Annotated in this window: 15 protein-coding genes and 1 CRISPR repeat array; all 15 genes read left to right on the top strand. The window is 30.6% G+C overall.

All coding sequences use genetic code 11. The features are described from left to right. Positions 1-7 precede the first annotated feature (7 nt). The 15 genes from cas3 to B5S50_RS06815 all read left to right on the top strand — a co-directional run bounded on the left by cas3 (position 8) and on the right by B5S50_RS06815 (position 12,461). Positions 8-2,575: a CRISPR-associated helicase Cas3' gene (cas3, locus tag B5S50_RS06885; protein WP_217303433.1), complete on the top strand. Its 2,568-nt coding sequence runs from the start codon at positions 8-10 to the stop codon at positions 2,573-2,575. Between the two features lie 18 nt (positions 2,576-2,593). After that, positions 2,594-3,088 (top strand): CRISPR-associated protein Cas4, encoded by a 495-nt coding sequence (locus tag B5S50_RS06880; RefSeq protein WP_217303432.1) that lies wholly within the window; start codon positions 2,594-2,596, stop codon positions 3,086-3,088. Positions 3,089-3,105: 17 nt separating this feature from the next. Then, on the top strand, positions 3,106-4,110 hold the full coding sequence (gene cas1b, locus B5S50_RS06875; RefSeq protein ID WP_217303431.1) for a type I-B CRISPR-associated endonuclease Cas1b: 1,005 nt from the start codon (positions 3,106-3,108) through the stop codon (positions 4,108-4,110). Positions 4,111-4,126: 16 nt separating this feature from the next. Continuing rightward, positions 4,127-4,411, top strand: a complete 285-nt coding sequence (cas2, locus tag B5S50_RS06870) for a CRISPR-associated endonuclease Cas2 (protein WP_063601504.1) — start codon at positions 4,127-4,129, stop codon at positions 4,409-4,411. Positions 4,412-4,589: 178 nt separating this feature from the next. Then, positions 4,590-5,215: a CRISPR direct-repeat array (repeat unit 30 nt; unit sequence GTTGAACCTCAACATGAGATGTATTTAAAT). A 71-nt stretch (positions 5,216-5,286) separates the two neighbouring features. Next, positions 5,287-5,436, top strand: coding sequence for a hypothetical protein (locus tag B5S50_RS06865; protein WP_217303430.1), 150 nt, complete (start codon positions 5,287-5,289; stop codon positions 5,434-5,436). Positions 5,437-5,592: 156 nt separating this feature from the next. Next, positions 5,593-5,859, top strand: a complete 267-nt coding sequence (locus tag B5S50_RS06860) for a CD3324 family protein (RefSeq protein WP_254306726.1) — start codon at positions 5,593-5,595, stop codon at positions 5,857-5,859. A 122-nt stretch (positions 5,860-5,981) separates the two neighbouring features. Continuing rightward, the gene (locus tag B5S50_RS06855) at positions 5,982-6,599 is read left to right on the top strand and encodes a GNAT family N-acetyltransferase (protein ID WP_217303428.1); all 618 of its coding nucleotides are present in this window, start codon (positions 5,982-5,984) and stop codon (positions 6,597-6,599) included. A gap of 19 nt (positions 6,600-6,618) precedes the next feature. Further along, complete coding sequence (locus B5S50_RS06850) at positions 6,619-6,981, top strand: GNAT family N-acetyltransferase (RefSeq protein WP_254306725.1); 363 nt, start codon at positions 6,619-6,621, stop codon at positions 6,979-6,981. A gap of 137 nt (positions 6,982-7,118) precedes the next feature. Beyond that, entirely contained in the window at positions 7,119-7,925 is an 807-nt protein-coding gene (locus B5S50_RS06845) for an MBL fold metallo-hydrolase (protein WP_217303427.1), read from the top strand. 141 nt (positions 7,926-8,066) lie between these two features. Next, positions 8,067-8,819 (top strand): 3-oxoacyl-[acyl-carrier-protein] reductase, encoded by a 753-nt coding sequence (gene fabG / locus B5S50_RS06840; protein WP_217303426.1) that lies wholly within the window; start codon positions 8,067-8,069, stop codon positions 8,817-8,819. 179 nt (positions 8,820-8,998) lie between these two features. Next, positions 8,999-9,628, top strand: a complete 630-nt coding sequence (locus B5S50_RS06835) for a YhbD family protein (RefSeq protein WP_217303425.1) — start codon at positions 8,999-9,001, stop codon at positions 9,626-9,628. A gap of 19 nt (positions 9,629-9,647) precedes the next feature. Further along, complete coding sequence (locus B5S50_RS06830) at positions 9,648-10,376, top strand: polymer-forming cytoskeletal protein (protein ID WP_065078810.1); 729 nt, start codon at positions 9,648-9,650, stop codon at positions 10,374-10,376. Between the two features lie 304 nt (positions 10,377-10,680). Further along, a complete protein-coding gene (locus B5S50_RS06825; protein WP_217303424.1) occupies positions 10,681-11,277 on the top strand; it encodes a TetR/AcrR family transcriptional regulator in 597 nt (198 codons plus the stop codon). 24 nt (positions 11,278-11,301) lie between these two features. Beyond that, complete coding sequence (locus tag B5S50_RS06820; protein ID WP_217303423.1) at positions 11,302-11,844, top strand: flavodoxin domain-containing protein; 543 nt, start codon at positions 11,302-11,304, stop codon at positions 11,842-11,844. Positions 11,845-11,849: 5 nt separating this feature from the next. Beyond that, positions 11,850-12,461, top strand: a complete 612-nt coding sequence (locus B5S50_RS06815; RefSeq protein ID WP_217303422.1) for a CDP-alcohol phosphatidyltransferase family protein — start codon at positions 11,850-11,852, stop codon at positions 12,459-12,461. The last annotated feature ends 235 nt before the right edge of the window (positions 12,462-12,696 follow it).

The raw sequence follows: 12,696 nt of genomic DNA, 5'->3' as shown, positions 1-12,696 counted from the left end.
GATTTTTATGTATTTTGATGATGTGGAACTATTTGATTCAGGGTCTTTTATAAATAATTTGGATAATATGTATGCTCATAGAGATAGAAACGACAAAACTAGAAGAGAAAAACTTACCGACCATATAAATTTAACTTACAAATATTTTAAATTTGTATGCAGTGAAAAAAATTTAGATAATGTATTTAACAATTTGCAAAAGAATATTTTAGAAGGTAGAAATGAAGATGTAATTTGTTTGTGGAAGGAAATGCTTGCAAATACAATATACATGCATGACATGGGAAAGATAAATCCCTCATTTCAGTATGCCAATATGTTGAATAAACTCTACAAGGATAATTCGGCAGGAGAAAAAAAGCATTCTCTTTTAGGATCTTATATATATGTGAGCTATTTTAATGGAAGGATAAATAAAATAAAGAAAAGACATGACAAATATTATTTAAAATACTTTATGTATTTAAACTCCTATATAATATCCAGACATCATGGATTTTTAGAAAGTATAGAAGGCTATGGAGAAAAACTGAAGGATTTTTCAGAAAACTATAAAAAGGAAACCTACTACCCTGATTTAAATACGGATGTGCTAGGGAAAAGAGTAATTTACAAGTCCTTTTGTAATTCACAAGAATACATAAAGGATTGCTTCTTAGCAAATAGCAAATTAGATTTTACCCTATACATCTATTCCAAATTACTATTTTCCATTCTTACAGCAGCAGATTATTATGCCACATCCCAGTTCATGAATGGCGAAAAAGTAGATGATATGGGAATTATGGACGATGAATTGAAAAAAAGATTTAGCAGAGATATAGAAAACTATGATATTTTAAAGAGCATAAGAAGTTATGAAAAAAATCCGGTGATAGATGGGAAGTACAGTAATATAAATCAATTGAGATCCGAAATAGCCCTTGAAAGTGAAAAAAATTATTTAAAAAGCAGGAATAGGAACATATATTATTTGGAGGCACCAACGGGAGCTGGTAAAACTATAACCTCCATAAATTTGGCAAGGCATATGTTAAATTCCAATGAGAAAATAAATAAACTCTTTTATGTATTCCCATTTAACACTTTAGTTGAACAGACTGAAAGTGAGTTTATAAAAATATTTAAAAATGACAGTAAAATAAGAGAAAGTATATCTGTGATAAATTCGATAACTCCTATAAAGACAGTGGATAGAGACTATGACGGTGAATCTGATGTAGATTCCAGCAGGAAAATTGACTATGAAAAGTCACTTTTGAATAGGATCTTCATAAATTATCCCTTTGTTATAACCACTCATGTCAACCTTTTTAACTCTTTGTTTGGCACAAGCAGAAAAGAGATTTTTCCCCTTATAAATCTGTGTAATTCCATAATAATACTAGATGAAATACAAAGCTATAAAAATCAAATATGGAAGGAAATAATCAATTTTCTGGATTCATATTCGGAACTTTTAAATATAAAAGTCATAATAATGTCAGCCACCCTTCCCAGATTAAGTAAGCTGGTGGAGGGAAATAGCAATGATTTTATATATTTGATAGAGGACAGAAACAAATATTTCAAAAATCCATATTTTAAGAACAGAGTAAAATTTGAAATGCTAGATTTAGGTGATGAAGAAGAACAGTTTGAAAAGCTTGCCCGTGATATACAAGCTGAAAGCAGAGATAATGGGAAAATACTAATTGAATTCATATTCAAAAAGAGGGCTGATAGATTTTTTGATTATATGAATAAGAACTTTGAAAATAAGTATGGGCATGAAGTTAAAATCATGACTGCCGATGATAATAAAATTGACAGGGCAAAAATTGTAGAAATGGCAAGAGATAAAGAAAAGAAGATTATTTTAATAGCTACCCAGATAATAGAAGCAGGAATTGATATAGATATGGATTTGGGTTATAAAAACATATCCATTTTAGATGCAGAAGAACAATTTATGGGAAGGGTAAACAGGTCCTGCTTGAAAAAAGGAAGGGTGAAATTTTTTAAAATAGATGACTGCAGGGCTATCTACAAAGGTGATGTGAGAAGGGAAAAGGAACTTACTTTAATTCAAAGTGAAGTTCAAAAACTTTTAGAGAAAAAGAATTTTGAAAAGTACTATGAAAAAGTCATAGAAAAAATCAAGTTAAAAAAACAGGAAAGCAATGACCATGGATATGAAGCATTTACTAAAAAATTAGACTCCATAAATTTTAAAGCTGTACAGGACTATATGAAACTCATAGATGAATATCAAAACAAATATACTGTATTTATTTCTAGAGAAATAAAGCTGGAAAACAATGATGTTATATGCGGCGATGATGTTTGGAAAGAATATAAAGATGTTCTAATGGATAAAAATATCGAGTATGCAGAGAAAAAAGTGAAATTATCAAAGATAACCCCCAATTTAGATTATTTCATATATAAGGTAAAAGAAATTCCTGCAGAATACAGTGATATGCTGGGTGATATATATTATATATCAGATGGAGAGAAATATATAAGAGACGGCAGGTTCAATCAGGAAATATTCATAGGGGAAACGCCAGATGAGGCAAATTTGTTTATGTAACTGTTAGGGGAGATGTAAATGAAAATAAACGGTACGCTTATAAATTATTATTTTCACTGCAAAAGACAATTTTGGCTGCATGCAAACAGAATCAACATGGAATATACAAATGAAGATGTAAAGATTGGAAAAGTAATTCATGAATTGAAGGCAGAAGAAAATAAAAATGCAGAAATATCTATAGACAATGTAAAGATAGATAAGATTACAAAGGATTATTTAGTAGAGATAAAAAAATCCGATGCAGATGTAGAAGCAGTAAAATGGCAGGTGTTATTTTATCTCAGTATATTAAAAAACAAGGGAATTTATAGAGAGGGAAAAATTGAATTTCAGGAGAAAAACAAGCAGGACAAAAAAATAATATATGTAAGCCTTACGGAAGAAAATGAAATGAAATTAAAAGAGCTGAATCTTGAAATGGAAAAATTACTTAAAAAGGACATGCCTCCTAAAGTTGGCAAAGTCAAAGGATGCAAAAAATGTGCTTACTATGAATATTGTTATATTTAAGAAGAAGGTGAAACTTAATGGCCAGCGGAACTAAATATTTGATGAGTATGGGAGAACTCAAGCGAAAAGATAATTCTGTTCTATTTCATAATGAAAAAGGTAATTTCTATCTGCCAATAGAATCTACAAGAGAAATATACTGCATGAATGAAATTACAGTAAACAGTAAATTTCTTGATTTTGTTGCAAAGGCAGGTATAGTCATTCACTTTTTCAATTACTATGGATACTACAGCGGTAGCTTTTATCCAAGGGAAAGTCTTGTAAGCGGCAAGGTTACAATAAAGCAGGTGGAAGCTTTTTTAAATAATAGAAATTACATAGCAAAGTCTTTTGTAAGGGGTATAGGGGAGAATATATGTCAGGTACTATATCATTATTACAGGCATGACAAAAAAGAAGTGGAGCCTACAATTAACTGGATAAAAGAAAAAGTTCCAGAGTATTTGGAGGATGGTAATTTAGGTATAAAGCAGATATTGAGAGTTGAAGGGGAAATATGGCAGAGATTTTATGAAAACTTCAAGTACATTTTACCAGAAGATTTTGTACTGAATAAAAGAGTGAAAAGACCTCCTGATAATCCTATAAATGCACTTATATCCTTTGGCAATTCAATTTTATATTCCAAAACTGTATCTCAAATTTACAATACCCATTTGAACCAGACTATAAGTTATCTGCATGAACCATCTGAAGGAAGGTTTTCTTTAAGTTTAGATTTGTCCGAAGTTTTCAAACCGGTGATAGTATATAGAACAATTTTTGAGCTGGTAAACACAAAGCAAATTCAAGTAAACAAGCATTTTGATAAAAAATACAATTACTGTCTTTTGAATGAAGAAGGAAAGAAAATATTTGTACAGGCAATTGAACAGAGATTTGAAAGTGTTTTTGACCACAAAAAGCTCAAAAGGAAAATAAGTTATAAGACAGCCATAAGGTTGGATGGATATAAGCTTATAAAGTATGTAGTGGAAGGTGAAGAATTTAAGCCTTTCAGCCTGAAAAGTATGATGTGATAATTGGAGGAGCTTTATGGGGAAAAATTTTAATTTCAACTATGCTTTTGTGTTTTATGATGTAAATGAGAAAAGGGTAAATAAGGTATTTAAAGTATGCAAGAAATATTTCCACCACCATCAGAATTCTGTTTTTAGAGGGGCTATAACGACTTCTAAAATGATAAAGTTGAAGAGTGAATTAAATAAGATTATAAAGGATAAGGATTTTGTCACAATAATAAAGCTTATGAATGATAGCTGTTTCGAGGAGGATACTTTAGGGATAAATGAAAATAATACTGAAAATTTAATACTTTGATTTTTCCAACCTCTTTGAAGTTTTGAAGTGCTTCAATGCATTGATATGTAATGGATTGAGGCACTTTTTTTATAAGTTTATGAAAATTCAAAAACGGTTGGAAAATTTTCAGCGGATGCCTTTATTGTTAAGGACTTTAGGGTTATAATGAGAATAAAGAATGGCTATTTTACTGTGGGTTGAACCTCAACATGAGATGTATTTAAATTTTGTATGGATATAGTTGAAATATTAAAAATGTATAAGTTGAACCTCAACATGAGATGTATTTAAATATTATTAACTTTTCGCCTTTTTCGTTTGTGTCTGTAGTTGAACCTCAACATGAGATGTATTTAAATCACTATTAATATTTTTTTCTACTCTTTTAGTATATCAGTTGAACCTCAACATGAGATGTATTTAAATCAGAGGAAAATTATTATAAAAAATTACTACAAGATATGTTGAACCTCAACATGAGATGTATTTAAATTTAGAGTTCTGTTATGGTAAACTTTATTATTATGCGTTGAACCTCAACATGAGATGTATTTAAATTTGTAACTAATTGTACCACCAACCTCAATAGAACCGTTGAACCTCAACATGAGATGTATTTAAATAAATAAAGAAACGCCCAAAGGCGATAAACTTACAACGTTGAACCTCAACATGAGATGTATTTAAATTTATTATTTATTTGTTTAGAGTTGATGTTATAACCTAGTTGAACCTCAACATGAGATGTATTTAAATAATCAAACCAGAACAGATAAAAAAAGATATAAAAGGGTTGAACCTCAACATGACATGTACACTTGCAGAAAATTATTTATATAAGTGATGTATTAGCCTATGATATAATAAAAGTATTATTTGTTGGAAGGATTATTATGGAGAAAACAAATAAACAAAATAACTTGTATGAACAATTCTTAAAATATTCATATTGGGACTTAAAAGAATTATTTAAAAATGCAAAAATGAAAGAAGAACAGGATTTTTATATAATGCTATCTAATTTGGTATTGCAAAAAGAATAATAGGTGAGAAAAAATGACTACATATACTATATATAAAGCTTAAAGAAAGGAGCATTTTTGTGTTAACATTGATTGTGTGTGCATAGCAGAGGCTATTGCACAAATACAAATAGCCTCTGTACAATCCTAAAAATGTATATTAGGAGGAGCACGAAATTGGGCTATAAAAAAGCAGCAGATATATTGTCATTAGAACTTGTATCTCAAATTCAGGATTACATTGATGGCGAATATATCTATATACCAAGAAAACAATGCAACAGAAAAACCTGGGGAGAGAAAAGCGGCAGCAGGAATATGTTATTTTACAGAAACCTTGAAATCTACAGTAAATACAGAAAGGGAGCATCTATAGACTACCTTTCTGAAACATACTATCTAGCCCCTAAAACCATACAAAAAATTTTATCAAAAATGAAATAATTAAAATCGTCTTTGGCAGAAAGCTGAAGGCGATTTTTTAATTCTGAAAAAATTTGGAGGTTATTTGCTTCAGCTGCATGCAGTATAATTACAATATATTTAAAGAAATTGAGGTATATAAAATGAACGTATCAATTAGATTGGAAGAAGAAAAAGATTATAAAACTGTAGAATATATGACAAGGGAAGCATTTTGGAATGTGTACAAACCAGGATGTGACGAACACTTAGTTGTCCATAATATAAAAAAAGTATCTGCATTTATAAAAGAGCTGAGTTTTGTGGCAATAGATGGTGATAAAATTGTAGGGAGCATAATCTATTCAAAGGCAAAAATAGTGGATGATAAAAATAGAAAATTTGAAATTTTGTGTATGGGGCCAATTTCAGTACGGCCTTCATATCAAGGACTTGGAATTGGTTCTTTGCTCATGAATCACTCTATTGAAAAAGCAGGGCAGTTAGGATATAAAGCTATAATCATATTTGGAAATCCAAAGTATTATCATCGATTTGGCTTTAAAAATGCAAAAGAATATGGTATTCAAACATCTTCAGGTAAAAATTTTGAAGAATTTATGGTGCTAGAACTTTATAAGGGGGCTCTAGCTGGTATTTCAGGCAAATTCTATGCAGATAAAGTTTTTGAGATAAAAAAGAAGGAACTGGAGGCTTTTGAAAAAGAGTTCCCATATAAAGAAAAACTGATAACAGATACTCAGTTAAATCAAAAACAGTAAATTAAGGAGAATATATAAAATGAAACTGGAGACGGAAAGACTGACTATATGTCCTTTGAACTTGGAGCAATTCAAACTTCTCTTAATTGGAGTAGACAGTATGGAAAAGGCACTTGAATTAAATAGTTCAGGTGAACAGTTAGATGAACATACTCAGGAAGCAATGGAAGGGCTTTATAAGCAAGCTGAAAAAAATGCAAAAGAATATTTTTGGTATACAAATTGGCAGATCATATTGAAAGAATATAACTTGTCCGTTGGAAGTGCTTGTTTTATGGGATATCCTGATGAAAGTGGAACTGTTGAGATCGGATATGGCATTAATGAAAAATATAGGTGTAGAGGTTATATGACAGAAGCAGTGAAATCAATCTGCAAATAGGCAATGAATCAGAAAAATACTTTAAGAATTATTGCAGAGACGGAAAAACAAAATACTGCATCCCAAAAAGTTTTGCAAAAAAGTGGTTTTATAAAATATAATGAAGACAATGGAAATTATTTTTGGGAGATGAAAGAATGAAGCTAAAAGTTTTAGTAGATAACAACACCTATATAGATAGGTATTATTTTGGAGAACCTGCTGTTTCATATTATATTGAAGATGAGGACACTAAGATTCTATTTGACACAGGTTATTCTGATATATTCTTGAAAAATTCAGCTGCATTGGGGGTGGATTTAAAGAACATAGATATAATTGCTGTTTCACATGGACACAATGACCATACAGGAGGACTTAAATATTACTTTCAAAAAAACTGTAAAAATAAGATTTCAATACTTGCCCACCCTGATGCATTTAAGGAAAAAACAGATGGAGATTTAAAGATTTGTTCTCCTATTTTGGAAGAAGAGTTAAAAGAAAAATGTAATCTGATTCTTTCCAAAGAACCTAAAAAAATTAGCAAACATATAACCTTTTTAGGAGAGATACCAAGAACGAATGATTTTGAAAATAAAAAACCTATAGGAAAGCAGGCTTCAGGGAAAGCTTTGGTTGATGATTATGTAATGGATGATACAGCACTTGTGTATAAAAGTGAAAAGGGCATTTATGTCATAACAGGATGTTCTCACAGTGGCATATGCAATATAGTTGAATACGCAAAAAAAGTTTGTAGCCACAGCAGGGTACTTGGAATTATAGGGGGATTTCATTTATTTCAAGTTAACTCCGGGGTTAGAAAAACTATTGAATATCTAAGAAAAAATAATGTGAAAGAGTTGTATCCCTGTCATTGTACCTCCTTTGCTGTTAAAGCAGAAATACATAAATATTTACCTATAAAGGAAGTAGGAGTGGGGCTGGAAATAAACTGGTGAATTTTGGATTTGTTTGATACATAAAGTATGATATAATTACCACTAGTATTTTATTAAGAAATTATCTAGTGGCATATAAGCTGTTATCTCACGTCTAAAGGGAGAGGCAGGGTGGCCATTATTGCAAATAGGAGGATGAACATGATGGATTTAGGTTTAACGGATAAAGTAGCTTTAATAACTGGAGGCATTCGGGGGCTTGGGAGAGCTATTGCAGAGAAATTGGCGGCAGAAAAAGTAAAAATAGTAGTAACGGGAACTAATGAAGAAAGAGCAAGAAAAGCGGCAGATGAAATATCATCAGCTTATGGTGTTGAAGCCCTGGGTTTAAAGCATGATGTGAGTTCAGAAGAATCGACAAAAGAAGTTGTAAAATCTATAATTGCAAAATTTAAAAAGATAGACATATTGATAAATAATGCAGGTGTTACAAGTGACGGCATAGTGATGACCATGAAAAAAGAAAATTGGGATAAGGTAATAAGTACAAATCTTACCGGGACATTTAACTGTACTAAGCTTGTATCAAAACAGATGTTAAGACAAAGATCAGGAAGCATAGTAAATATAGCAAGTGTTGTAGGCATAATAGGAAATGTTGGTCAGGCAAATTACGCTGCTTCAAAAGCAGGAGTTATTGGGTTTACAAAGGCAACTGCAAGGGAACTGGCAGGCCGTGGTATAGTTGTAAATGCCGTTGCTCCAGGATATATTTCAACAGACATGACATCTGTACTTTCTGATAAGGTAACTGAAGAGATGCTGTCTAAAATTCCAATGAAAGCTTACGGAAAAGCAGAAAATGCGGCAAATGCAGTTTTGTTTCTTGTTTCAAATATGTGCCAGTATATTACAGGGCAGGTCATCAATGTAGATGGTGGAATGGCTATGTAAATGGATATTGTTTTTAAAAAGAATAATACATAGAATTTTAATGAAGTCTTATTTAAATTCACCTTTAGCAGTTATTGCTTTAAGGTGAGTTTTTTATTTTAAATAAAATAACTATTGCTAACGTAACAATGTTATGTTACACTGTTTTTGAAAAAGAAATTATTGAGAGGAATGAAAATATGGAAGAGGAAAATCTAATTTCTAAAAAAGAATTGCTTAAAGTAACAGGTATTTCCTATGGCCAATTGTATAGATGGAAGAGAAAAAAATTAATACCTGAGGAATGGTTTATAAAAAGGTCCAGCTTTACAGGTCAGGAGACGTTTTTCCCAAGGGTGGAAATACTGGATAGAGTAGAAAAGATCAAGAATTTTAAAGATGACGTATCTTTGGATGAGCTTGCAAACATATTTTCACCAAATCTTTCGAAAGTGATTTTAAAAGAAAGTGACATATCATCACGTAACGTTGTTTCACAACCTACTTTCACATTATATAAAGATGTTCATAAAGAAAACAGTGAATTCAATTTTAATGAACTGCTGTTTATGACTATAGTAGATAGGTTTTTAAAATCTGGTAAAGTGAGTTTGGAGGAAGCTAAATTAGTACTCGATACTCTGGAAAAAAACTATGAGAAATTTTATGGAAGATATTGTGATGTAGTACTTATAAGGAAGCTTGGAGTTGCTGTATGTTTTTTAATGCTGATACCAAATGAAGTATATGTTGAAACTGAAGCCATACTTGTATTAAAGATAAATGCAGGGGAATGTGTGGAACAATTAAAATCAAAATTAACATTATAAAATAAAGGAGAGTTTTAAAATGGAAGAGAATTTGCAAGATGTAAAAATTTCTGGAGCTGGAATAATTAGAGGTGGAAAGTATGACGAAGTTAAAATAAGTGGGACTGCTAAAATGAATGGGGATATAGAGTGCAGCTCTTATAAAGTATCAGGATCTTCTAATGTGAGCGGAAATTTAAAAAGTAAAATAACTAAAATCAGTGGCAGTACTAAAATATGTGGAAATCTTGATTGTGAAGAAATAACCGTAAGTGGATCTTCTCATATAGTAGGCAGTGTTACTGCAAAAAAAGTTAAAATAAGTGGATCTTCTCGTATGGATAGTAATTTGCATACGGAAGAAATATCAATATCAGGTTCAGCATCCATAAGTGGAGATTGTGAAGCAGAAAATTTTAATGCAAGAGGAGGCTTTAATATAGACGGATTATTAAATGCAGGAAATATAGATATAGAGATGTATGGAAAATGCACAGTAAAAGATATAGGCGGCGAAAATATAAGTGTTAAATTGGGAGAAGGTCATTTTTTCATGAAGATGATAAATCTTTTCTCAAATTCTGCAAGACTTGTAACAGGCACAATTGAAGGAGATGATATTTATCTTGAAAATACATGTGCAAAAGTAGTAAGAGGAAATAATGTTACTATAGGAGCTAACTGTGATATCGAGACAGTGGAATATAGAAATAAAGTAGATGTTGGCAAAAATTCTAAGATAGTTTGTAAAAAAATAGCTGATAATTAAAGAAATAATGAAAAGAAGTAAACTCTCAGGTTAGTAGAACTATTTACTATTTAAAGTAGAAAGATATGAAAGAAGTTTGAGCTGGCTTGGAAATAAACAGAGCTCTTGGCATCAGATGGAGTTTTAACTCCATCTGATGCTTATTAACAGAATTCTAAGTGCTTTTAGCACTTAGAAGGCGCTATTTATAATTCATACTTTAGAGTTAGAGGCAGTAGAATGAAAAAATGTTGACATACAAATTTTGTGATGCTATTATATTACCAATGGTAATTACCACTGGTAATAGGGATGGTGAATTAGGATGAAGACTGATAAAAGCCAAATAACTAAAGAGATTATTTTAGAAAAAACTTTGCAATTAGTAGACCAAAATGAAGGAATTAAAAATGTTACATTGAGAGATATAGCTAAAAAGGTAGGATGTGCTCATACAAACTTATATAACTATTTTGGCAGCTTAAGCGAAATACTTTGGGAAGCCTTGGGACAAGTATTGATCAAGATGATAAATTATTCAAGACATAATTTAACTTTTAAAGATGATCCAGAAAAAGATTATTATGTGCTCCTATCTAATTTTATTGATTTTTCATTAGATCATATTGGATTGTACAAACTTCTTCGGATGGAATCCATAGGTGGAGAGCCTTCCAGTGAAGTAATGAACATAGTGACAAGTGCAAGAAAAGAATTTGATAAGAATATTTTAGAAGCAGCTGGGGGCAAGTTATCAGAAGAAAGGGCAAGCTTTGTAAGTGATGTATTTTTTGCTTACTTACACGGCGAAATTTCACTGTGGATTAACAAGCGGAGACTTAGGATTAGTAAAGAAGACACTAAAGCTAAAATTTTGTCAAATCTCAAGCAGCTGTTTCAAGAATTAGTCATCATGAAATAAATTATGTTAAATGGAGGGATTACAATGAAAAAAGTACTGCAGGTTGTATTAATTTTGTTAGTTGTTATTATAGTGGGAACCATTCTATTTTTTAAGTGGGTAGTAAATGCTAATTCAATAGTTCATAAGAGTGATGAGAGAAAATTACTTTTAAGCAGCAGTAGTAAAAAAGCACTGGTTATTTATCAGCCATCAAGAACTAAGTTAACATCAACTATGGCAAGCAGTATAGCAGAAACTTTGCAAAAATCAGGCTATGAAGTTACAATTAATTACCCATCTCAAGAATTAAACTATGACATTTCTAAATACGACGTACTTGTTTTTGGAACTCCTATTTATGTCGGAAAGTATTCAATCGTTCTGGAGTCCTATATGAAGACAATTAAAGATTTTTCAAATAAAAGAGTGATGATATTTTCAACTGGTGGAGATAATAAGGTAACAAAAGAAATAGATCCCTTAGTGCAATTAGCAAAGGGAGCAGACAAAGTTGAAGGTATAAAACTTTTAAAAGGACAAACAACTAAGGCAGCAGATGCAATAAAGAATTTAGCTGGAGAGTAGAGATAATGAAAAAATATTTAAGGTATGCAGTTCCTAACTTCATTACTTTGCTAAGGGTAGTTTTAACAGGAATATTTACTTTATTTTTGAATAAAAAGCTTGCTTTAGATAGAAATGATGAGTTATTTACTTATTTAGTAATGATTTTTTTTGCAATATATGTAACTGACTTTATAGATGGAAAAATTGCCAGGTATTTTAAATCAGTTTCAAGTTTTGGAAGTTTTCTTGATGTTTTAGCAGACTTTTTGTTTATATTGTGTGCTACAGGAATACTTATAAAATATAAACTTATTGCCTGGTGGTTTTTAATTGTAATAATAGCAAAGATCATAGATTTCTTTGTAACTTCTAAAATCATAAATAATTATAAATTAGGGGTAAAGAAAACTTTTGTATTTGATTTTATGGGAAGAGCAGCTGCTATTTCATTTTATATAATGCCTTTTATTGTACTTTGCATGAATGAATATTTAAATGGTAGATGTATTTTTTTCGCCCTGTTTTTAACATATATGAGTACAATCATTGCTCTAATATCCCTATTTCAAAGAATAATCTTATGTATTCAAATTAAGAGAAGACAAGCTGTAAAGCATGATGGTTCCACAATTTAACCCATGCATGCAGGTTGTCCTCTTATCATATCATCTTTTACAATTCTTGCGGATAATAATCCTAAATTAATTTCAATTGTATATTTAAATGTTATTTTAAGGACTACCTTTTCGTTTAGTTAATTGCTTTCAAGTAAAATACAATATTTATTGTAATAAATGTAAATATAGTTTATAGGTATAAATCTATAATATATGTTATAAATTAGTACTAATAAGAGTAAAATAATCCACT

It is taken from the genome of Clostridium sp. 001, assembly GCF_019056555.1.
In the GTDB taxonomy this organism is placed as follows: Bacteria; Bacillota; Clostridia; order Clostridiales; family Clostridiaceae; genus Clostridium_B; species Clostridium_B ragsdalei.
The sequence above is the reverse complement of the archived record's forward strand: the minus strand, read 5'-3'. Positions and strand labels throughout refer to the sequence as shown.